This window comes from Commensalibacter melissae, from assembly GCF_009734185.1.
Taxonomy (GTDB): domain Bacteria; phylum Pseudomonadota; class Alphaproteobacteria; order Acetobacterales; family Acetobacteraceae; genus Commensalibacter; species Commensalibacter melissae.
The window spans coordinates 1,140,546-1,164,279 of record NZ_CP046393.1 but is presented as its reverse complement, the minus strand read 5'-3'; the positions used below and the strand labels follow the sequence as shown (position 1 = coordinate 1,164,279).

The 23,734-nt window shown below is 37.3% G+C and carries 18 protein-coding genes and 2 tRNA genes; 15 read left to right on the top strand and 5 right to left on the bottom strand.

Annotated features, from left to right (window positions below):
* Positions 1–50 precede the first annotated feature (50 nt).
* The 8 genes from cydD (at position 51) to GN303_RS05100 (ending at position 9,306) form a co-directional block, all read left to right on the top strand.
* The gene (gene cydD, locus GN303_RS05135; RefSeq protein ID WP_110438110.1) at positions 51–1,745 is read left to right on the top strand and encodes a thiol reductant ABC exporter subunit CydD; all 1,695 of its coding nucleotides are present in this window, start codon (positions 51–53) and stop codon (positions 1,743–1,745) included.
* A 1-nt stretch (position 1,746) separates the two neighbouring features.
* Positions 1,747–3,432, top strand: coding sequence for a thiol reductant ABC exporter subunit CydC (gene cydC, locus GN303_RS05130; RefSeq protein ID WP_110438109.1), 1,686 nt, complete (start codon positions 1,747–1,749; stop codon positions 3,430–3,432).
* Between the two features lie 76 nt (positions 3,433–3,508).
* On the top strand, positions 3,509–3,898 hold the full coding sequence (locus GN303_RS05125; RefSeq protein ID WP_110438108.1) for an OmpA family protein: 390 nt from the start codon (positions 3,509–3,511) through the stop codon (positions 3,896–3,898).
* A 26-nt stretch (positions 3,899–3,924) separates the two neighbouring features.
* Positions 3,925–5,757 carry a DNA helicase RecQ gene (gene recQ, locus GN303_RS05120; RefSeq protein ID WP_110438107.1) on the top strand — a complete coding sequence of 611 codons (1,833 nt, stop codon included), beginning with the start codon at positions 3,925–3,927 and terminating at the stop codon, positions 5,755–5,757.
* A 307-nt stretch (positions 5,758–6,064) separates the two neighbouring features.
* Positions 6,065–6,853: a 30S ribosomal protein S2 gene (rpsB, locus tag GN303_RS05115; RefSeq protein WP_110438106.1), complete on the top strand. Its 789-nt coding sequence runs from the start codon at positions 6,065–6,067 to the stop codon at positions 6,851–6,853.
* A gap of 131 nt (positions 6,854–6,984) precedes the next feature.
* Positions 6,985–7,890, top strand: a complete 906-nt coding sequence (gene tsf, locus GN303_RS05110; protein WP_110438105.1) for a translation elongation factor Ts — start codon at positions 6,985–6,987, stop codon at positions 7,888–7,890.
* A gap of 28 nt (positions 7,891–7,918) precedes the next feature.
* Positions 7,919–8,668 carry a DNA repair protein RecO gene (gene recO, locus GN303_RS05105; protein WP_110438104.1) on the top strand — a complete coding sequence of 250 codons (750 nt, stop codon included), beginning with the start codon at positions 7,919–7,921 and terminating at the stop codon, positions 8,666–8,668.
* 155 nt (positions 8,669–8,823) lie between these two features.
* Positions 8,824–9,306, top strand: coding sequence for a YbhB/YbcL family Raf kinase inhibitor-like protein (locus tag GN303_RS05100; protein WP_110438103.1), 483 nt, complete (start codon positions 8,824–8,826; stop codon positions 9,304–9,306).
* 66 nt (positions 9,307–9,372) lie between these two features.
* Here GN303_RS05100 and galE read toward each other — a convergent pair whose 3' ends face one another.
* Positions 9,373–10,389 carry a UDP-glucose 4-epimerase GalE gene (gene galE / locus GN303_RS05095; RefSeq protein WP_110438102.1) on the bottom strand — a complete coding sequence of 339 codons (1,017 nt, stop codon included), beginning with the start codon at positions 10,387–10,389 and terminating at the stop codon, positions 9,373–9,375.
* A 547-nt stretch (positions 10,390–10,936) separates the two neighbouring features.
* Between galE and GN303_RS05090 the strand changes: the two genes are divergently transcribed.
* From GN303_RS05090 to GN303_RS05065, 6 genes are all read left to right on the top strand, one after another.
* Positions 10,937–13,225, top strand: a complete 2,289-nt coding sequence (locus tag GN303_RS05090; RefSeq protein ID WP_110438101.1) for a Hint domain-containing protein — start codon at positions 10,937–10,939, stop codon at positions 13,223–13,225.
* A 12-nt stretch (positions 13,226–13,237) separates the two neighbouring features.
* Complete coding sequence (locus GN303_RS05085) at positions 13,238–14,464, top strand: autotransporter strand-loop-strand O-heptosyltransferase (RefSeq protein WP_110438100.1); 1,227 nt, start codon at positions 13,238–13,240, stop codon at positions 14,462–14,464.
* Positions 14,465–14,942: 478 nt separating this feature from the next.
* Positions 14,943–15,473, top strand: a complete 531-nt coding sequence (locus GN303_RS05080; protein ID WP_110438099.1) for an iron transporter — start codon at positions 14,943–14,945, stop codon at positions 15,471–15,473.
* Between the two features lie 130 nt (positions 15,474–15,603).
* Positions 15,604–15,933: a cupredoxin domain-containing protein gene (locus GN303_RS05075; protein WP_110438098.1), complete on the top strand. Its 330-nt coding sequence runs from the start codon at positions 15,604–15,606 to the stop codon at positions 15,931–15,933.
* Between the two features lie 11 nt (positions 15,934–15,944).
* Positions 15,945–16,775: an FTR1 family iron permease gene (locus tag GN303_RS05070; RefSeq protein WP_110438097.1), complete on the top strand. Its 831-nt coding sequence runs from the start codon at positions 15,945–15,947 to the stop codon at positions 16,773–16,775.
* 26 nt (positions 16,776–16,801) lie between these two features.
* On the top strand, positions 16,802–18,175 hold the full coding sequence (locus GN303_RS05065) for a 4Fe-4S binding protein (protein WP_110438096.1): 1,374 nt from the start codon (positions 16,802–16,804) through the stop codon (positions 18,173–18,175).
* 122 nt (positions 18,176–18,297) lie between these two features.
* On the opposite strand, the gene putA is transcribed toward GN303_RS05065, so the two are convergent.
* Complete coding sequence (gene putA, locus GN303_RS05060; protein ID WP_110438095.1) at positions 18,298–21,939, bottom strand: bifunctional proline dehydrogenase/L-glutamate gamma-semialdehyde dehydrogenase PutA; 3,642 nt, start codon at positions 21,937–21,939, stop codon at positions 18,298–18,300.
* Positions 21,940–22,261: 322 nt separating this feature from the next.
* Between putA and GN303_RS05055 the strand changes: the two genes are divergently transcribed.
* Positions 22,262–23,125: a L,D-transpeptidase family protein gene (locus GN303_RS05055; protein ID WP_110438094.1), complete on the top strand. Its 864-nt coding sequence runs from the start codon at positions 22,262–22,264 to the stop codon at positions 23,123–23,125.
* 23 nt (positions 23,126–23,148) lie between these two features.
* On the opposite strand, the gene GN303_RS05050 is transcribed toward GN303_RS05055, so the two are convergent.
* The 3 genes from GN303_RS05050 to GN303_RS05040 all read right to left on the bottom strand — a co-directional run bounded on the left by GN303_RS05050 (position 23,149) and on the right by GN303_RS05040 (position 23,679).
* Positions 23,149–23,222, bottom strand: a tRNA-Arg gene (locus GN303_RS05050).
* 11 nt (positions 23,223–23,233) lie between these two features.
* Complete coding sequence (locus GN303_RS05045) at positions 23,234–23,542, bottom strand: NADH dehydrogenase ubiquinone Fe-S protein 4 (protein WP_110438093.1); 309 nt, start codon at positions 23,540–23,542, stop codon at positions 23,234–23,236.
* A 59-nt stretch (positions 23,543–23,601) separates the two neighbouring features.
* Positions 23,602–23,679 (bottom strand) — tRNA-Pro (locus GN303_RS05040).
* Positions 23,680–23,734 lie beyond the last annotated feature (55 nt).

The following is a 23,734-nucleotide window of genomic DNA, read 5'->3' as shown; positions in this document are numbered from 1 at the left end:
CCAGATTGAATTGCCAATGCATCTTTTTATCATGATAAAGAGTGGATTATATGCCTGATAAAAAAACAAAAATTAAAAACTGGACAAGATTACAAACGAAAATTGGCAAAAAGGCAATTTTCCCTCTTGTAATTTTAGGATTGCTTTCAAGTTTGATTGCTGTCGGTATGGCATGGGTGATTGCTGAAATTATCGGAAAAATCTTGGTCCCATCCATACCAATACAATTTCCAATTTCAATACTGATATTATTTTATCTGTTACTATCGCTTCTCAAAGGATGCGTATTTTTTTTGGAAGGTGACTTTACGATCAAAATCGGTCTTAAAGCACGACATCGCCTACGTAATTTGATTATCAATCATATTATGCAAATCGGTCCTTCAATATTAAGGCGACAATCAAGTGGCGCTTTGACAGCATTGGCGGTTGATCAGGTTGAATCTTTGGATGGTTATTTTTCACGATGGTTGCCGGCATCGGTTCTATGGATTGCCTCACCACTACTTATTCTTTTTTTCGTGTATTTAGTTCAACCATGGTCAGCGTTGATTATGGGTTTATGTGGTTTGATGGTTCCTATTGCACAGGCAATTTTTGGAATTGGAGCAGCCATGGCTGCAAGAAAGCAATTTTTGGCAATGACCCGTTTGCAGGCTCAATTTCTTGATAGAGTAAGAGGGATTGCAACGATTGTATTGGCTGGTCGATCAGATGACATGGCCAATAGACTTGCATTATCAGCAGATGAATTGCGTAAGAGAACGATGAAAATATTACGGGTAGCTTTCTTGTCGTCTGCCTCTATTGATTGTGCGATGATTATCGCGATTATTCTGGTAGTGTTGATGGATGGAAGTCAATTTGTCCAAATTCATTCAATACAATCTATTCCTGTCACGCATATTCTCTTTACTTTATTGATTATTCCGGAGTTTTTTGGTCCTCTACGCAGTTTGGCTCTGGCCTATCAGGACAGGGCACGACTTGGCGGAACGGCTGCATCTATTGTTGAATTGCCTGTCAAAAATGAATTTTCAACCAATTTAAAGGATATTCCTTTCAATGATAAAGTGGAAATAAGCTTTAAAAATGTTTCCTATCATTGGGACGCTCAAAGAGGTCGTATATTACATTCCCTGAATTTCGACATCAAGGCAGGGGAAAGAGCTTTATTGATAGGTCAGTCTGGTGCAGGAAAATCAACCATTATCGAAATGATTCTCGGATTTATAAAGCCGAATGAGGGGCAGGTTTTGGTAAATGGATTGGATATTACCGAATTTTCGGCTGCTTCATTGTCAAAATTAATGGCATGGATCGGACAAAAACCTGTTATTTTTTGCGGTACTATTCGTGAGAATATTATGTTTGCCAGACCCTCCGCAACCGAGCAAGAATTTCAACAAGCCATTGAAGCGGCGGCGATAGATCGATATTTGTTAGATTTACCGCATGGGCTTGATACGGTAATTGGTGAAAACGGTTATGGGTTATCGGGTGGTCAGGCCCAAAGAATTGCTATTGCACGAGCATATCTGAAAAACGCTCCATTATTATTGCTTGACGAACCTACAGCTCATCTTGATCCCGAAACGGAAAGGGATATTTTTAATCAATTGTTGAAACTGACTGAAAATAGAACAGTCATTATGGCCACCCATTCGGAACAGGGGCAAAAATTGCCTGGTATACACATCAATTTAAATCATGGATTTATAATTTCCTGTCAGAAGGAAGGATAATATGCAAAATATTCAAGATATTACCAGATCTGAAAAATCCTCCGTGACGGCAGCGTTTAAAACAATATTTTCGATATGGTATAAACGGTTGCCCGCTTTACTTTTTGGAATTTTTATCTCCTTGATAGCCGTATTATTGGGATTGGCTTTAATGAGCTTTGCCGGGGGCAAGGTTGCCTTGACAGCTATGGGTGCAATCATAACCAGCTCACTGTTTTTAAAAATGGTCGGGGTTTCCCGCATGATTATGCGATATGTGGAAAGATTGTTTACCCATAATGCCATGTTTCATGCTTTAGCAGACTTAAGGATATGGTTTTTCCGTACACTTGCTATGGGGAGTGCGGCAGGATTGGGTTTCCGTCATAGTGGGGATATATTATCCCGATTGGTTTCTGATATTGAAACATTGGACGGATTATATTTGCGTCTTATTTTACCGTTTTTCGGTTCCATATTGACATCTTTTGTGCTTTTTACAGTCATAGCCCACTATAATTTGGCATTGGCTGTATCTATCGTGATTTGTTATGGAATTTCTGCATTTTTATGCCCATTTGGTGCGGGCTTCATAACCCGGAAAAGAGGGAAAAAACTTGTTCAAGGTACGGCACAGCTGAGAATAACAGTTCTGGATTTTATTCATGGTTTAAGGGAAATAAGAGCCTTTGGAGCAGAACATCGAGTTTCCATATTAATCAAAAAAAATGAGAATGAACTTTTTGATCAACAATATATTCAGGCAAGGGAAGTAGCGTTAATAGGAGTCATCGCATATTTTTTTGGTCAAGTTGCTGTTTTATTTGTATTGATGAGCGGATTGAACATTGGTTTTCATGGATTGAACGCTTTTCACACGGTTTTCTGTCTTTTTCTGACTATTACAGCATTTGAATTGGTCGTTCCTTTGAGCAAGGCAGGAGGTTTGGCAGGTCAAATCGTCAATGCCGCCATAAGAGTTGTGAATATTAATGACAATAAAAAAGTTGAAGACAATTCTAAATCTGGTAAAGTTCCACCTGAAACCGGGGATATCAAGTTTCGGGATGTATCGTTTCGTTGGGGAGAGTCACAACCATGGCTTTATCAGAATTTGAACCTGACGATTGCACAAGGAAAAAAAATTGCCATTATAGGATCATCCGGTGTGGGAAAATCCACTCTGGCGGCCTTGTTATTAAAGGTCATTCAGCCAACAAAAGGCTCAATAACATTGGCTGATCAAAATCTTGACTGGTTTGATAATGAATCAGTCCGCAAACGAATAGCATGGCTTTCTCAAAACACCCATTTATTTGATGATACAATTCGTCAGAATCTTTTGCTTGGAAACCCTGATGCGACAGAGGAAGATTTGTGGCAAGCCCTTTCTGATGCTGCAGTGGCAAATGTTGTTCGTGAGATGCCGGATGGACTGGATACCTGGCTTGGAGAGGGTGGTGTAAAGGTTTCCGGAGGACAGGGAAGAAGGATTGCATTGGCACGTACATTGTTACTAAAAGCCCCGATTTTACTTTTGGATGAACCAACATCAGGATTAGACGGTGATACTGAAAAAGCGTTTTTTCAAACCCTAAATCAGATAACAGGCAACCGAACGGTGATTTTGATAATGCACCGTTTAACGGGTGTTGAAAACATAGATGAGGTATGGCGGTTATCTAATGGACAACTAGTTGCGGAATAAAAGAAAATTATATATTTTATTACTTGTTGATATTATATATTGATTTGAAAATGTTGCCTTGAAAGAAAGTAATTAAATGCGTCGATTTGTTCCTGTTTTACTAGCATCCATTTTGTTGGGGGCATGTTCCCAATCCGGTTCTTTAACGCAAAAGAATGATAGAACCTATGTTGTATTTTTTCCATTTGCTTCCACGAATCTGGATGATTCGGCTAACAAAACCATTTCTCAAGCTGCTACTTATGCGAAAAAATTTCCTGAAAAACAGGTTTATGTCAAAGGTTATGCAGCAATTTATGGCGATTTATCCAAAGATGAAATGATGGCAATTCAGCGTGCCAAAATTGTTGCACAAAAGGTTGTGGATGATGGAATTCTGTCAAATCGTGTTCATGATATTCCCCGTCCGCCAGAAAATCGTAAAAGTCAAGTGGCGGCAAGACGTGTGGAAATTATAGTTCAATAAATTCTATCTGGATAATCTTTTTTAACTTGTTTGATAAAGTTAGATTACATGATGAGAGAGACCCCCAAAAAATACTAGAAACAGTTTTTGGGTATCAATGTTTTCGTGGTTTGCAAAAACAGGCGATTGATCTTGTAATGCAAAATCAGGATGTTTTGTTATTGATGCCCACCGGGGGAGGTAAAAGTATCTGTTATCAAATCCCGGCTTTGTGTCGTCCTGGAATGGGCTTGGTTATTTCACCATTAATTGCGTTGATGGATGATCAGGTAGCAGCTTTAAGGCAATTAGGTGTAAGTGCAGGTGCATTACACTCAGAATTGGAAAATGAGGAAGCATACAATATCCGTCATGATATTGCTTCAAAAAAACTCAAACTCTTATATGTTTCCCCAGAACGCTTACTCCAAAACGATACATTGAAATTGTTGGAAAAAATTCAAATTTCCATGATTGCAATTGATGAAGCCCATTGTATATCCGTATGGGGGCATGATTTTCGTCCGGAATATCGCCTTTTATGTGATTTACCTCGGATATTTCCCTCTGTTCCAAGAATTGCCCTTACAGCAACAGCTGATCCAGTCACGCAAAAAGATATCATTCAGGCTTTGGATATGCCTGAAGCCAAAATTCTGCGATCCAGTTTTCATCGGTCTAATTTATTTATACGTGTAATACAAAAAAATACCGAATCCAAACAGCTAAGGGAATTATTAAAAAAATATCGGGATGCGGCTTGTATCGTGTATTGTGGAAGTCGTAATAAATCTGAACGAACAGCTCATAATCTTGTTCGTTATGGTTTTAACGCTGTGGCTTATCATGCCGGTTTATCCGCACTTGAAAAAAGAGGTATCCTATTAAGGTTTCGATCAGGAGAGCCTTTAATTATCGTTGCGACGGTTGCTTTTGGAATGGGAGTCGATCGTCCGGATGTCAGATTGGTTGTACATTTGGATATGCCCAGGGGACCAGAAGATTATTATCAACAAATAGGTCGGGCTGGACGGGATGGTGATCTTGCCGAAACCGTTTTATTCTATAATGGTGCTGATGTTGCTAAGGCGCGATATTTTCTTGAACATTCTACGATTACAGATGAACAGAAGAAAATCGCGTGTTCAAGACTTGATATGATGGTGGCATTATCTGAAACGGCTGAATGCCGAACAAAACTTTTGTTGCATTGTTTTGGAGAAAACCTGGATAAGTCTTGTAATCACTGTGATAATTGTAAAAATCCTGTAAGACTGTTAAATGGAACTATAGCGGCTCAGAAAGTGATTTCTGCAGTATACCGCACCGGACAACGTTTTGGAGCAATGCATATTATTAATGTATTGCGAGGCAAATATAATATTCAAGTTGAAAATTTTCAGCATAATCGACTTTCTTTATTTGGTATTGGGAAAGATAAGTCACACAATTTTTGGCGTTCTGTTATTCACCAATTGATGGCCCGAGATGTTTTGCGTCAGGGAGAGGAATTTTCAAATTTGTTTCTAAACCAAGAAAAAGCCCGTCCGTTGTTAAGGGGGAAAAAGAGTTTATTTCTGCGTGAAGATATTGAAAAATCTGAAATATATAAATGTCAAAATACAGACGATACATTGCTAATAACACAAAACCGGCATAAATTATTTGATGAATTAAAAAAATGGCGATCAGATGAGGCGCGTAAACAACAGGTTCCTCCCTATATCATTTTTCATGATTCGGTGTTAAGGGAAGTAGCTCTTTGTAATCCCCAAACCTTGAAAGATTTTAAGGATATAAAAGGTGTAGGGAATATGAAATTGGAACATTATGGATTGAAATTATTAGAAATAATCAAGCAGTTTCAAAATAATAGATAATGATTATTGATATTGGATGATTTAACGCATAAGACTAATCAATAATGTAATCATATAGTTTATTTTAAATATTCATTAGTTTTTTTTGACAATCAAGAATAAAGAAATTTTAAAAATGTTTTTATAGAGTTCAATATTTTTGCATATGTTTCTTTATTAAAGATTCACTTGAATTTTTATCAAAAATCTATCATATACGATATGATCGAAATTGTTCGACAATTCACACGTAAAGGTTTGACCGCTGGTGCTTGAAAAAGGTAATCGGTACTTTACGGAGGTTTAACCAGTTATAAGGATAATATTTATGGCAATGCCAGATTTTACTTTGCGTCAGTTATTGGAAGCGGGTGTTCATTTCGGACATCATACACGTCGCTGGAACCCTAAAATGGCACCTTTCTTATTTGGTGTCCGTAACCAGGTTCATATTATTGATCTTCAACAAACGGTTCCTATGTTGGATCGCGCATTGCATGCCGTTCGTGATACAGTTGCCAATGGTGGAAGAGTATTGTTTGTTGGCACAAAACGTACAGCTTCTGAGATTGTTGCGGAAACAGCCAAACGTTGTGGGCAGTACTATGTCAATCACCGTTGGTTAGGGGGTATGCTGACAAACTGGAAGACCATTACCAATTCTATCAAGCGTTTACGCCAGATCGAAGAAACGCTTGATGGCGATACAATTGGGTTGACCAAGAAAGAGATTCTTCAGTTGACCCGTGAACGAGATAAATTGGAACGTTCACTTGGCGGTATCAAGGAAATGGGTGGTTTGCCGGACATACTCTTTATCATTGATACGAATAAGGAAAAATTGGCTGTACAGGAAGCTAACAAATTGGGTATTCCTGTTGTAGCTGTCCTGGATAGCAATTCAGATCCTGATGGGATTACCTATCCAATTCCAGGAAATGATGATGCATTACGTTCAATCAATTTATATTGTGATTTGGTTGCCGGTGCTGTGTTGGATGGTATTTCCAAGGAATTAGGTGCCGCAGGTGAAGATATTGGTGCGGCAGAGGAATTGCCTCCTGAAATTATTATGGAATCTGTTTCTGTACAAGAGACACCAGACGTTCCAGCTTAATTGCCAATAAGTTTTCTGATTGTTGACGATTCAATATGAAATTCGTCAAAAAATCAATTTATATTAAATGATACAAGCATAACGTCTCGATATTGATCGAGACGTTCGTGTGTTAAGAAAAGGGAAAAATGATGGCAGAGATTACAGCTGCATTAGTAAAAGAATTACGTGAAAAAACCGGTGCCGGCATGATGGATTGCAAAAAGGCGCTTAATCAGACAGCTGGCAATATCGAGGAAGCTATTGATTGGTTACGTAAAAAGGGATTGGCTACTGCTGCAAAAAAATCCGGCCGTGTGGCTGCTGAGGGATTGGTAGGAATTGCGACAGCGGGTAACAAGGCCGCCATGGTCGAAATTAATGCTGAAACCGATTTTGTCGCCAGAAATGAACAGTTTCAACAATTTGTTGAGGATGTCGCCAAAGTTGCATTGACAGTGGGTGAAGATGTCGAGGCCTTGAAAAATGCCACAATGGAAAATGGAAAAACTGTTGCAGAAAATCTAACCAACTTGATTGCTACAATTGGTGAAAACATGACCATTCGACGTGTGCGTGTTTTTGAAGTTTCTTCTGGTGTTGTAGCAAGCTATGTTCATTCCGCCTTGCGTCCAGGTTTAGGAAAAATTGGTGTACTGGTTGCTTTGGAAGCACCTGAAGCATCTGATGAAATTGAGGACCTCGGTCGTAAAATTGGTATGCAGGTAGCCGCTGTACGTCCAATTGCATTAAGTGTTGAAGAAATTGATCCTGCCGCTGTTGAACGTGAAAAAAGCATTTTTATTGAACAGGCGCGTGCATCAGGTAAACCGGACAATATCATTGAAAAAATGGTTGAGGGTCGCTTACGTAAATTCTATGAAGAAGTTGTTCTTTTGGAACAAACCTGGATTCATGATGGTGAAAGCAAAGTCAAGGCTGTTGTTGACAAAAATGGAGCAAAACTTGTTGCCTTTGAACGTTTCCATCTGGGTGAAGGCATTGAAAAAGAAGAAAGCGATTTTGCTGCTGAAGTTGCCCAAGCTGCCAAGGGTTGATTACAATTAACAGGGTGGGGGAGATAGAATGCAGGAATGGTCTTCCCCGGTTATTGTTTTGAATACACGCCCTTATGGAGAAACTGATGGAATAGTGTCTGTTCTTTCGCTAGAGCAGGGATTATTCAGGGGGCTTGTCAAGGGTATGATTTCCCGTCGTCAAATTTCCATTTGGCAGACGGGAAATTTTGTCAATGTCGATTGGTCAGCGAAACTATCAGATCAGTTGGGATATTTCAAAGGCGAATTGATACGTTCGAATTTTGCAATTCTATCGCCTTGTCCATTGGCATTTTCAGCCATGCTGTCCTTATGTGCTGTAGCCGAGAGTGGATTACTTGAGCGTCAACCGGTGGAATATATTGCAAAATCATCTTTTCAATATCTTGATTTTGTCGCGGAAAACCCTACAGATTCAAATAAAGAAATTGTTCCTCGGCTATTACGATGGGAATTAAATTTTCTTGCGGCACTGGGGTATGCGTTGGATATATCAATCTGTTATGAATCTGACAAGTGTCAATCTTTTTTTGTTTCTCCACGTACGGGAAAAGTGGTTACGGAAGTTATGGCAGGAAAGTGGAAGCCAAAGTTATTTCCTTTTCCATCTTTTTTTCTGAATGAGGAAGAAAATGGCAATCAGAAAGATTGGATGAATGGTTTGAAATTATCCCGTTATTTTCTAGAGAAAAATGTGTTTTCCTTAATAAATAAAGATTTGCCCAGGGCAAGAAAAAATTTTGAAGAAAGAGTGGCGGCAAATATTGACAATTTTTGATATTCAATTTCATTTTTTAGATTTATGAAATAAAAAATGAGAAGAATTTGCATGTAATATCAAATTATTTGTAATCTCTGCAAAATTAAAACCATATACAGCCTTAGAAAAATAAAATATAACTGTCATATAATGACATACTTAAGGAGATTGATATGGTTTTCCGAATTTGGAGCCATTCCTATAAAGAAGGTGATGAAATGCCCAATGCCCAACGTTATCATGGCATGGGACAGAATGGAGGTAATCTTTCCCCCTCTTTATTTTGGGAGGATGCTCCAGATAATACAAAAAGCTTTGTTATAACCATGTACGATCCTGATGCTCCAACCGGGTCTGGATGGTGGCATTGGGTTGTTGTCAATATATCACCCAACATAACACATCTGGTTGAAGGGGCTTCCTCCAATAAATTGCTGCCTGAAGGTGCAATTGAGATTCGAAATGATTTTGGTCAAAAGGAATACGGTGGTGGAGCACCACCACCTGGAAAACCGCATCGTTATATAATTACGATTCATGCATTGAATATAGCAAGAATAGATGTGACACCTTCCTCAACCCCAGCTTTCGTCGGTTTTAACGTGCATCATCATTCATTGGCTTCTGCACAATTGATCTGTCATTTAAAAGGTTGAATGAATTATCACAATCAATGTTTTACAGATTGTGATAATTTGATCAATATATCGCTAATTTAAAAGCTACTCTTCAAAACCGTTGGGGTTTTTACTTTGCCAGTTCCAAGAATCCTGTACCATATCATGCAGATTCAATTTCGTTTCCCAATTCAATAATTTTTTGGCGCGATCAGCATTAGCCCAATATGCCGGTAGATCTCCATCACGGCGTGGGGCAAAATGATATGGCAATTTTTTTCTGAACACATTTTCAAAAGTGGCTATAACCTCCAGTACACTATTTCCCTGACCGGAACCCAAATTGAAAATATTCACTCCTGATTGGGTGTCATTATAGTTGAGTGCGGCCAAGTGTCCCTCAGCCAAATCCATAACATGAATAAAATCCCTGATACACGTTCCATCTCTGGTTTCATAATCATTGCCGAATACTGCAAGGGAGTCCAATTTTCCAATAGCTACCTGAGTGATATAAGGCATGAGATTATTGGGAATACCCTGGGGATCCTCGCCAATCAATCCTGATGGATGCGCTCCTACGGGATTGAAATATCTTAATATTGTAATTGACCAGTCCTGGTCCGCGATTGATAGATCCTGAAGAATTTTCTCAATGAAGAGCTTGCTGCGACCGTATGGTTGGGTTGGTTCTCCGGTTTCCATGGTTTCGATATATGGAATAATTGGCTGGGTTCCGTAAACAGTTGCGGATGAACTGAAAATAAATTTTTTGACGTAGGCCTTTTTCATCGCATCAAGCAAATTGATAGTACCATAAACATTGACATCATAATATTCCAATGGTTTGCGTACCGATTCACCAACGGCTTTCAGTCCTGCAAAATGAATAACTCCCTTTATATTGTTTTCTTTGAATATGGTGTCTAAAAGATCTTTGTTTCTAATATCCCCTTGATAAAATCTTGGTCGTTTTCCAGTAATCTTTTTAATGCGATCAAGAACGATTTCCTTGCCGTTATAAAGATTGTCAATGATAACTGGATCAATACCTTGTTTTATTAGTTGAATACAAGTATGGCTTCCAATATAACCGCAACCACCTGTAACTAATATTGTCATGAATATGGCCCTATATTTAAAAAATTAAATTATATTACTATTCAAATTAAATCGGTCAGCATATTACTGTACTGGGATTTGCAAATAAAGAAATTAATTAGTCCCATGAAATGTTACAATTTAAAAAAGAATAAAAATTTTTAATGATATTTTAATATATTCGAGGCTAAAAAATGCTAACTAATTTTTTGATATGATTGATTATTAATTTTTTTACATATTTATCAATAATATATATGTATTATTCACATATTATTTTTGTTTAGAATTATTTACGTTTTCAAAACGTCATGAATTTATTAAATTTATACAGAATTTGTTCGATTTACCTATATAAATTTAAGTTGAATTTTAATTCTGAATAAAATCAGTATCTTAAAAATAATTATTATGTTAATAATTTCATTAATTACATCATAATTATAATTGTGGTAAAATTATAATTATATATTGAAAATTGATTTCATATTGCTTAAGTGAAATATTAAACAATTGGAAAGATTGATTTAGATTATTTAATTTTTTATTTTATAGGGATAAAACTGTTATGGCTGGTAATAATATTATTTCAAGTGATACGGATTTTAGGCATGTTGTTATTCAGAATGATTATCCAATATTATCCGGTGGAGAATGGACAGCAAAACTAGATGATGCCGGGAGTACTGTCTATGTAAGCGGTACTACCAGTGTCAATGGGCCAGTAAACATGATTCATGGCATATTGAATATTGAAAGTGGTGCTGTCGTAAGTGGGTTAAATGAAATAGCGAATATGAGTGGATTTGGTGGACAGGCTAATCCATTAATTAATGTTAAGTCAGGTGGTGTGATTAAAGATTCAAATCTTATAAATGGTGATATTCATATTTATAATGGCGGTATCTCATCCGATAACTCTATGGTATCAGAAAAAGTGACGATAGATGATGGCGGAATTTCCAATAATGATACATTCTATAATCCAGGTGATACAGCAGAAAGTGGCGGTACATTAATTAATCCCAATTTGAAGGGGGGATCAAGCTCTTTCAGAACTGCGGCAAACAGGTCGGACATTTACTACGCGTCAGGTGCCGTGATGACCGATCATCATATGCCTGATATTACCTCCATTAATTCAGGCGCTCAAAATGTTAAATTACATATAGCAAGTGGGGCTGTATATAATGAACCTGAAAACTATGTCCCGCCTGATTTTACAAATTATGAGATAGAAAATGACTATCCTCTGTTAACAGGTGGCAACTGGATCGCGGATGTGGATGAAAAAGGTAAAACCTATTTTCAACGGGAAGGACAGCCCAACTCCGAAAAGATTTATGGTCCAGTAGATATGATTCATGGCATATTGACCATTCATAGCGGGGCAGTCGTGGATGGTCTCTATCAATTAGCTAATGTGAGTGGATTTTCTGGAGATGCAAATCCAACTATAAATATTCAGTCAGGTGGTAAACTGACAAATTCCACGGTTTTTAATGGTTTTCTTAATATATATAGTGGGGGAATTTCACAAAACAATCACTATATATCAGAAAATTCCGTAATTAAAAATGGTGGGATATCTGATAATGATACTTTTTATAATCCTACTACTAGTAAGGAAGTTAAAGATGAATATTATAAAAATGGAGGTACATTAATTAATTCTCATTTAAAAGGAAGTTCAAGTTCTTTTCGTACAACAGATGGTGCAGGTGAATATACTGTAGAAAATGGCGCAGGGTTTGTTAATCCTCATATTGATAATTCAGCAAATGCAAATGGAACAGATATAACATTACCTATTAAAGGTGATGAAACATATCCATGCTTTTTAGCCGGAACTTTAATCAAAACTGATAGGGGTGATATCGCGGTTGAAAATCTTGGGGTGAATGACAGGGTTTATATTCATACAGAAAACGGGTTGCAATTACAGCCCATAACCTCCATAGTCAGTGATACACATTTTGTTAACACGCATTTGCCCGATGATGAGGGTGGATATCCTGTCTGTATTTTGAAAGATGCCATTTCCGAGAATATTCCGTATCAAGATACTTATGTAACACCTGAACATTGCCTGTTTATTGATGGTAAATTTATACCTGTGCGTATGTTGGTCAATAATCATTCCATTTATTACGATCATTCACAAAAAATGTACAGATACTATCATATTGAAACAGGAGAACATTCTGTCATCACGGCGAATGGGATGCTTACTGAAAGTTATTTGAATACCAGGGACACCATCAAGGATGTTGAAAATAATGTTATCCGGTTGCCTAAAAATTGGGTAAACGATGCCGCGGCTCCATTAAACGTTGATCGTGACAGTGTGGAAAAAGTATATAATTCCCTCTTGAATCAGGCTTTGGCCAAACATATTGATAGAAAAGGCAGAAAACCCCTAATTACAAATGATCATGATATTTGCCTTATAGCCGATAATGGCAATGTGATCGAAAAGCGAATTGATAATGGAAAAGTAACCTTCGTTATTCCAAAAAATACCAAGAATGTCCGGATTGTTTCCCGTGCAAGCCGACCAAGTGATGTTATTGGTCCATTTGTTGATGATAGACGCTATCTCGGTCTATTGATCAAGAGTATCAAGCTTTTCAATAAAAATAAGAGTTTTGATATTGATATTCATCTCAGTGAAGAAAATCTTGATGGATGGCATGCACTGGACAGTGATTCAGTCAGATGGACAAATGGCAATGCCTTTTTACCTTTGGAGGATTATTGCAAAGACGATAAATGTGTTCTCGTTCTGGAAATTGTTTCTGCAGGTCCCTATGTTCTTGAGGAAAATGAAGAACACAGAAAAGCGGTACAACAGTAAAATCGGATTTACATGACGTCTGCATCATCAAAGGATAAAAAATCCTATGTAAATGTGACACCTGTACCTACTCAGTCGGCACCCAAAGAAATCCGATATGATTTCAATTTGGGTGCCAGAGTAATGCTTCCCAAAAGAGAAAAGGGATTATGGAAAGTTACATTGCAAGATCTTGATACCGGCAATATCCTGTTCCAAGGTCAAGTCGCTGGGGGAACGGTCAGTTCCTCCAAACGTTTTTATGTCAATTTTAAAATTACTGTGGAGGAAATAGAAAATAACGTAACCAGACAAGTGTTCAATCATCAACTTGATCTAAAAGATAAAAAGGTTGTCATTCAATGTCCGGTTGGAACAATCGGTGATACTTTTGCCTGGTTACCCTATGCTATTGAATTCAAGAAAAAACATTCGTGTAAGCTGCACTGTATAATTGATGAAAAATTTATTGATCTTTTAAAAAGATCATATCCAGAAATCAATTTTACAACAATGAAAAAGGCCGAGGAAAATAACATATTTTCTGATAGTTATGCCTGTTATTATTTTGGTCTGTTTTTCAAGGACGAGCAAAATTTATATCAGCCATGTGATTTCAGGTTGGTGGGGTTGCATAAAACAGCAGCTTACATTTTGGGGTTATCGACAGAAAAAGATGAGAAACTAACCCTTAGATTACCTGATGAATCCAGGCCTATCAAAGAAAAATATGTATGTATTGCCGTTCAAGCAAGCTCTCAATGTAAATATTGGAACAATCCCAAAGGTTGGGAACTTGTTGTTGATTATTTGAAAAGTCAAAACTACAGGGTGATCTGCATTGATCAGAATACCATTTCGGGACATGGTATAATATTTAATTCCATACCTTACAATGCGGAAAATGAAACAGGAAACCGGCCTTTATCAGAACGCGCAAGGTGGTTGAAACATGCCGAATTTTTTGTTGGATTGAGTTCAGGATTGTCCTGGATGGCGTGGACAATGAATATTCCTGTTGTCATGATTTCCGGATTTACCCATCCCATGAACGAATTCTATACGCCTTATCGGATTATAAATTGGCATGTCTGTAATTCCTGCTGGAATGATATGAAATATGAATTCGAACATGATAATTATACGTGGTGTCCGCGACATCGTGATACGCCCAGACATTATGAATGTACGAAATCAATAACTTCAACTTTTGTTATTCAAGTCATTCAAAAACTGATTTCAAATATAAATAAAGAATGATTCTACCAGAAAATAAATTTATTATCATGGAAATATAAAAAATCCCTGATAATAAATTTTAAAAACAATTAAATTGTTCCTAATTATATATAATAAATTAATTAAAATATTTATCTAATATCAATAATAAAAAATTACATAAATATCTTGTTAAATAATTTTTTAACATTACATAAATTTTATTAAGTAATTCACATTTTATATTTTGTAAAATGCTAATAATTGTTTTCTTATTGAAATAAGATGTTAGGTTGTATTTGTCCAAGATTTCTGATAATCAGGCAATTCTTTTTGAATATACAGGTCTGGTCAAACATCCATATGAATGCATTGTTATAAACTTTTATGAATAAATTTGATATTTTAATATAAACAGTTGCTATTAATTTTTATTTGCATATAAAATTGATTCCTATTCTCATTTTATGCTCTAACTCATTGATTCGATCACATATTTGATTAAGGAAAGTAATTTATAATGTTTAAAAAATATCTTTTGATAGGCAGTACAATCCTATTGTCAACACCAGCCTTTGCCGTAGAATATCCCATTGGCAAACCACAGATATGTGGAAATATGGAAATTGCTGCAGTCTATCTGCAGCCAATTGAAATGGAGCCTGACGGTATCATGTTGTCAGCGGCAAAATCTGATGTTCATCTTGAAGCGGATATTCATGCAACAGCCAATAATAAAAATGGTTTTCAAGAAGGCAGCTGGATGCCTTATCTACAAGTATCTTATGAGTTAACCAAAATTGGTGATGAGAAAAAATTACAAGGTATACTTCATCCAATGGTTGCAAATGATGGACCGCATTATGGCGAGAATATCAAACTTCTGGGAGCGGGAAAATATCATTTAAAACTCACGCTTCTTCCACCGGCCAGAGAATCCATGTTTGGTCGTCATGTTGACAAGGAAACGGGTGTTGCACCCTGGTTTGGGGAATGTGTCACACAATATGACTTTACATATGCCGGAACTGGTAAAAAGGGTGGATATTAATATTTAAACCAGCGATTAAATATAAATTATTAAGACGTTCAACATATTTATAAATAAATATTACATCTTAATAATTTGAGATTGTTTATTGATAATCCAATCATTAAAAGCATATTTTCGGATATTTAGAATGAAAAAATTTTATGCTGTTTTGTCATTGTTTTCCATTTGGCCAGTACACGTTTTCAGTGCACCACTTCAAAATTATGATATCACCATCACGGATGGTGTTTTTAAACCCTCATCAATAGAAGTGCCGGCAAACCAGCGTTTTAAAATTACCATTAAAAATACAGGTAAAGTACCGGCTGAATTTGAAAATCTTTCTTTAAGGGTTGAAAAGGTCTTGGGGCCTGATGTGACCTCTTTCGTGGTTATACATCCGCTTAAAACAGGGAAATATCATTTTATCGATGATTTTCACGTCAATATGCCAGGCTTTGACATTATTTCCAAATAGGAGTTTTTATTATGGGTGCGCCTTTGTTTATTGTATGGCGTGAGAGCGTTGAGGCATTACTGGTTATAGGCATTTTATATGCATGGCTGAGAAGGGAAAATCTGGTATCCCTGACAAGACAGCTATGGATTGGGACGGGACTTGGTCTGGCGCTTGCTGGATTATTGGCTGTTGCATTTTGGATCGCCAGCACTTGGTTTGCCGGTGCAGGTGGAGAATGGTTTTTTACCATTATGATGTTTGTCGCGGCATGTTTGATATTGCAAATGGTAATCTGGATGCATCATCATGGTAGAGGTATGAAAAAGCATCTTGAACAGGAGGCAGCCGAAAGTGTACAGAAATCCGGAAGTGGAATAGGGATTCTTCTTTTATCCATGCTGGCAGTCGCAAGAGAAGGATCAGAAACAGTTGTATTTTTGGCAGGTATTGGTGCGGAACAAAAGGGATCTTCATTGGGATTATTTATACTGGGCGGTTTTTTGGGATTAATCTTGGCATTGCTAACATTTTGGTGTTTACAGAAATCATTTAAATTCATTTCATGGAAATGGTTTTTCATTGTCAGCGAATTTCTTTTGCTTCTAATTGGTGGTGGACTTTTTATAAGCGCCATTGATAAAGCTTCTGTCCAGATTGCCGCTTATGATATTCCGGAATGGATTTATAATTTTATGGATAATCCTGTATGGAGTACCGCAGGGTTTATTCCTGACAACAGTACCTTAACAGGTTTGACAGGTTATCATGCGGAACCTTCATTAATGCAAATTTCAGCTCTTGTTATTTACTGGTTCATTGCCATTTTATTGTGCAACGTAACTTTTAAAAAAACTTATTAATACAATAAATAACATTGGAACAAATAATGAGGGTTTTGCTGAAAAAGGCAATTAATCAAACGGGAATTGCTATGCAACGTCATCAAACCATTATTCAGGGAATTAAATGGTTTGTTGTTGCAATTTATTTTTTGCTTCTGATTATTCCCGCTTTAATGCATTTACCCCCAAAACATTCGCATATTTTTAACAATATTGTTTTATTTGCCCAATTTGTTTTTTGGGGGATCTGGTGGCCCTTTGTAATATTGTCAATGTTATTTATAGGACGAATTTGGTGTGGTGTATTTTGTCCAGAGGGAACTTTGACGGAATGGACATCCAAAAATTTCGGACGAAACAAGAAAATCCCCCGTTTACTCAAATGGAGAGGTTGGCCAGCGATTGCTTTTATATTAACCACTTTGTATGGACAACTTATAAGTGTTTATGATTATGCGATACCTGCATTATTGATACTGGGAGGTTCAACAGCAGCAGCAATAGTTATAGGATATCTATATGGAAATGGTAACCGTGTCTGGTGTCGTTATCTGTGCCCGGTTAATGGTGTGTTTAATCTTCTTTCTCGGCTTTCTCCTTTTACTTTTAAGACAGATCAGCAAAAATGGTCAGAATTTCAAGAAAAAGAGCATTCAAATCCGCATTGCCCACCAATGATTAATATTCGACAGCTTCATGGCGTTTCAGCTTGCCATATGTGTGGACGTTGTGCAGGCTATAGAAATGCTGTCAGTTTGCAGACGAGGTCCGTGAATGAAGAAATTCTTGTTTACGGTAATGAACAGCAAAATATTTGGCAGATCAGACTATTGTTATTCGGTATGATTGGCGTTGCTATTGGAGCATTTACGTGGACGGTTTCGCCTTGGTTCGTTTATTTTAAACAATATCTGGCAGAATGGTTGGTTAATCATGAAATATTTTGGCCATTGAATGCAACGGCTCCCTGGTGGATTTTAACGAATTACCCTGCCAACAATGATAGTTTCAATTTGCTGGATGGCTTTTGTGTCAGTTTCTACATTCTTGGATCCGGAATCCTTTATGGCGTGTGGTTAACATTGATCTACAAATTTTTGGCCAGACTTTATCATAAACCTGATTTTTATCTATATTTTTCCCAGGCACTCATACCTTTGGCAGCGGCAGGTCTTTTTCTCGGTCTCAACGCAACAAGTGTCAAATTACTTCAATATGAGGGGATTGTCTTTTGGTGGCTAAAGGATATGCGTGCGATTATTCTGGGGGGTGCCAGTATTTGGAGTTTATACTTGGGCTATAAAATTCTTCGGAAATATAATAAATATTTTTATCAAATGTTTTTATCGTTTACCCTTTATACTGTATCTGTAATACCCGTTGTTGGGGCATGGGTTTTAATGTTTTGGATATGGTAAATAATTGAAAACATTAATAAATGAAAACCCTATCTTTTTTATTCTGTAAATAGGGTCGGTCTTTATTGAACCCCTATTATATAAAATAATAAGGGTTTGTGTTTTATAAATCAAAATTGATATTAATCTATTGTCATTAAAGAGGCATTTCCCCCTGCAGCAGTCGTGTTATTGCTTATGGAGATCTCTTCCATGAGAAGATCCGTATTTTCGAAATTTTCATCTACATCTAGTGAAGAAATAATTCCATTGTCTGAAAATGCCATGTTCTGACGAGCCTCTTCAAATTCAGGAACATCTTTTTCACCCAGAATGATCGTGCAAGGTTGCTCATTCATTGATTTTACCTTTCTGATGTGTAATGACAATTCATGGGGCAATTGTGAATACCATTCTGTGATCTGATCAGGTGCAAAAATCAGGACTGAATTTCCACATTTCAGGGACAAGGAAATTTGTCTCAATAAGATATCTCGTGTTTTAGCGATACATAATACTGTTCCTCGTGGTGAGAGAGAGTAAATATTTTTTTCACCAACAGGTCCATTTAATTCAATATTTGAATTTACTATTGTATGGGATAACAGATTTTTTGCTGTAGAAACAAAATTCTTTTGATTGCTTGTCAACCAGTCCAGCCACTGCTGTGCAATGGGGGGTAGAGATTGTTTGGGGAATTCATCGAAAACGGGGCTTTGTTGCAACATCCTTCTTAGAATGAAGGGGGCACCTGCCTTTGGACCTGTTCCGGAAAGACCTTTTCCCCCAAAAGGTTGTACGCCAACAATCGCCCCGATAATATTACGGTTAATGTAGATATTACCTGCATTAATTTTTGTTGTTACATCCTCAATGGTTTCATCAATACGGGAATGAATACCAAACGTTAACCCAAATCCTGTTTGGTTTATCGATTTAATTATATGGTCAATCTGATCTCGTCTAAATCGAACAACATGAAGGACAGGACCAAAAACTTCATCAGGAATATCGGATATCTGATTGATTTCGATTATGGTCGGCATCATAAATGTACCATTTTCTGTTTTTTCAGGTAAAGGTAGGGACCAGATCTTAAATCTTTTCTTTTTCATATATTCGACATAATTATTTAGACGATTTAATGCATCCTGACTGATTACAGGACCTATGTCGGTTTTGAGAGAAAGAGGATTATCTATAATAAGCTCCTTGGTTGCACCCCGTAACATGGTAATAACCCGATCTGCGCAATCTTCCTGAACGTACAATACCCTTAGGGCAGAGCATCGTTGACCGGCACTGTCAAATGCAGAACTGATGATATCAACAACAACTTGTTCGGCGAGGGCAGAGGAATCAACGATAAGTGCATTTTGGCCGCCTGTTTCAGCCACAAAAGGAATAATGTTGCCTGATGGAGATCTTCTGCTGGCAAGATTTTTAGAAATTTCACGGGCAACTGCTGTTGATCCTGTAAACATTACTCCATGAACTTCCTTATTTGAAATAAGAGATGCCCCAATATCTCCCTTACCGGGTAATAATTGAAGAATTTCTTCCGGTATACCCGCTTCATGCATGATTTGGACTGCCCTAGTGGCAATTAAAGGCGTTTCCTCGGCTGGTTTGGCAATAACAGGATTTCCGGCAGCAAGAGCTGCAGAAATTTGCCCGATAAAAATGGCCAGTGGGAAATTCCATGGGCTGATGCAAACAACGGGTCCACTCAATGGTGCGTGAGTATTATTATTGAAAGTTCTGGCAACTGTTGAACCATAGTATCTGAGAAAGTCAATCGCTTCTCTTACTTCAGCCAGGGCATTGGGAAAAGATTTTCCCGCTTCACGAATAATCAATCCCAATAAAGGATACAATTGCTCTTCCAAAAGATCTGCAGCTTTCAACAAGGGAACGGCCCTTTTATCAGGATCCAATCCAGCCCAGTCCTTGGCACCCTTTACTGCCGATTTGAACGCACGATCAATTTCCGCTTGTGATGCCTCGATAACTGTCCCTACCTTATCGTTATGATCAGCAGGATTTAAAACATCCAATGGTTTGTTTTTGAACTTAGTTTTCTTTCCTGCAAGAATTGGAAATGCTTCCCAAGATGCTGGAGAATCTTTAAGGGACTTAGAAAGATCATGTAGAATAAATTCATTGTTGAAATCAATGCCTCTTGAATTCAGTCTTTCCTGACCATAAATGGAGCGTGGTAAACGGATGGCTGGATGAGGACTGCCAACAGGATTTATTTTCAGAGCTTCATCCACAGGGTTTGCAATCAGTTGATCAATTGAAATGTCACTGTTGCCAATCTGGTTTACAAATGAAGAATTAGCTCCATTCTCCAATAATCTGCGAACAAGATAAGCAAGCAAAGTTTCATGTGTTCCTACAGGGGCGTATATACGACATGGTCGTGAAAGATCACCCGCTTGTACGATTTTGCTATATAACTGTTCACCCATACCATGGAGACACTGAAATTCATATTGTTCAATATCATAATCTTTTCCTGCAAGTGCATAAATTGTTGCAAGTGTTCGAACATTATGTGTGGCAAACTGTGGAAAAATTGCGTCTCTATTGGACAATAATTTTTTCGCGCATGCAATATAACTAATATCTGTATGAATTTTGCGGGTATAGACAGGAAAATCGGATTGACCTTCAACCTGCGCTTTTTTAATTTCACTGTCCCAATAGGCACCCTTTACCAAACGTACCATCAATCTGCGGTTTGTTCGACGAGCCAGATCAATCAAATAATCCAGGACATAGGGAGCCCTGCGGCCATAAGCTTGGACAACAAAACCAATACCATTCCAGTTTTTCAGATCTGGGTGATTACATAAGGCTTCCATCAAATCAAGAGAGATTTCAAGGCGCTCACTCTCTTCTGCATCAATATTGATGCCAATATTATATTGGCGTGCAAGAAGAACCAAATTCGTTAAAGTCGGAAGGAGTTCTTTCATGACTCGGTCATATTGGGAACGAGAATAACGGGGGTGTAAAGCGGATAATTTAATGGATAATCCAGCACGTTCATAAACCGAGTTACCATGTGTTGAACGGCCGATTGCATGCAACGCATTTTCATAATCAACCCTGTAACGTTCCGCATCTTCTTCTGTTATCGCAGCCTCACCAAGCATATCGTACGAATAACGAAATCCGATATCCTCCATTTTTCTGCTTTGGTTTAAAGCCTCTTCCATTGTTTGGCCAAGAACAAATTGTTCACCCATAATGCGCATAGCCCGATCAAGGGCGATACGGATTATGCTTTCACCCTGCCGCTGTACCAATTTTGTAAGGGTTGCTGCAAGATTTTTTTCTTTTACAGGCGTAACGAGTTTTCCTGTCAAAGCAAGTCCCCATGCGGCGGCGTTGGTGAAAATAGGTTTCTTGAAACCTGCATGTGATATCCAGTCACCAGTGCTGATCTTATCCCTGATTAATGCATCACGTGTTTCAGTATCAGGAATGCGTAAAAGAGCTTCGGCAAGGCACATAAGTGCAACGCCTTCTGCGGAAGATAATGAAAACTCCTGAACAAGAGTCTCGACACCCTTCAGGTTGCGATGTTCTCTTAAATATTGTGTTAATGATCTTGCATGTTCCGATATCTGTCTGTTCATTTCATCAGATAGGGTAGCTTGTGGAAGTAGGGTTTTGACACATTCCGTTTCTGGAAGTCGTATTGTCGCCGTAATTTTATCTCTTAAAGAGTTCTGAGTGCGTATATTATTGTCAAATTGAGAAAAAACAGACATAAAAATCCTCGAAACTGAAAATATAATATTTAAGATTATGTCGCTTCTTACATAATTTATCCATTGAATAAAACAAGAATTATATAAATATGATAATTTTATTATAAATTTTATGTTTGTTTATTGCGCTATTGTTCTCATTTAATAATGAAAAAAACAGGATATGAACTATGTTTACGTAATTATGTATTTAACTGCAACGAAATTATTATATTGTAATTTAATCGGAGATGGTTAGCTTTACCTTAGGGAAATAATTGAAAATATTACATATTATTTGAGATACTTATTAAAAGTGGGAGCTTAATGAATCGTATATTTGGTGATACGTTATTATTGTATTTTTATAGTAAAAATTGTTTTCGATTCTGTTGGAGAATATGGTTTTCATCAAAAATGGATATTGAAAAATTTGTTTCATTTATTTTCAAAAAAAATCATTCCATTAATAGGTTGTTTATTTTTTTCAGGTTGTAATCATACACAAAAATCAATTTTGTATCACTGGCAAAAAAAACAGCAAATGATCGTTGTTATAACTGATGGATGGTATAGTAATAGGGGAAAATTATACAGATTTGAATATTTGCATTCAAAATGGCACAAAAAAGGAAATGGTGTTTCTGTATCTCTAGGTAGTCAAGGATTGGCTTGGGGCAGGGGATTGCATCCATTTATCCAAGAAGGTCTGTACAAAAAAGAGGGTGATAAGCGCAGTCCTGTTGGAATATTCAAAATAGGCTTTGCATTTGGTTATAGGAATAATCTTTCTATAAATTATCCTTACCATGTCATGACACAATATGACTACTGTATTGATGATCCTACATCGTCTCAATACAATCAAATTATTGATAAACAAAATTTTTCTTTAAAAGAAAAATTTATTTTGTCTGAACCTATGCGTAGGGATATTCATTTTAAAGGGGACCAACTTTATAAATTAGGTTTTGTCATTGAACATAATGAGAAGAATATTCCTCATTATGGAAGCTGTATCTTTGCACATTTAAGAAAAAATGCGAATGCGGTGACTTCAGGTTGTACAGCAATGGATGAAAAGGATATGACACAAATTCTTAGATGGCTTAATCCTGATTATCATCCAATTTATGTATTATTACCTAAAGTTGTTTATCATCAGAAACAACAGGTTTGGAATTTGCCATCTATGAAAAATGATTAAACAGTTTTGCGAAAAATTGGAAATGCGCCCTGCTGGATTCGAACCAGCGGCCCACAGCTTAGAAGGCTGTTGCTCTATCCAGCTGAGCTAAGGGCGCAAAATATAATTTCAGTGAGTCCAGTTCATTTTCCGATTGTTGTGAAAATTATCTTCATAATTTTTGACAACATAATGATGACTACCTGGTTCTTCCAAATCATAAGCAATAGAATTCTTTTCTGCATATTGAATTGCTTGATCTTTTGTAGGGAAACTGAGTTTCACTTCAGTTTGTGTCTCACTACATCCTACCCATCCAGTTAAGGAATCGTGTGATCGAGGGGAGGCTTGTCCATAATCAAGAATCCATCTATGACTGCGAATTTTACCAGATTGTGTAGCCTTTTGAGGGCATTTATAAATTCGCGCCCGCGTCATGAAAACCTCTTTTGCTTATTAAAAAATACCCAAGGATTTTAACCCAAGGTCTTTATTAATGGTCGGGGAGCCCGGATTCGAACCGGGGGCCTCTTGTACCCAAAACAAGCGCGCTAGCCAGGCTGCGCCACACCCCGAATGGCCTTATAGCTATCCTGTTCTGCGCTATAAGGCAAGTTATTTTTTTATAAA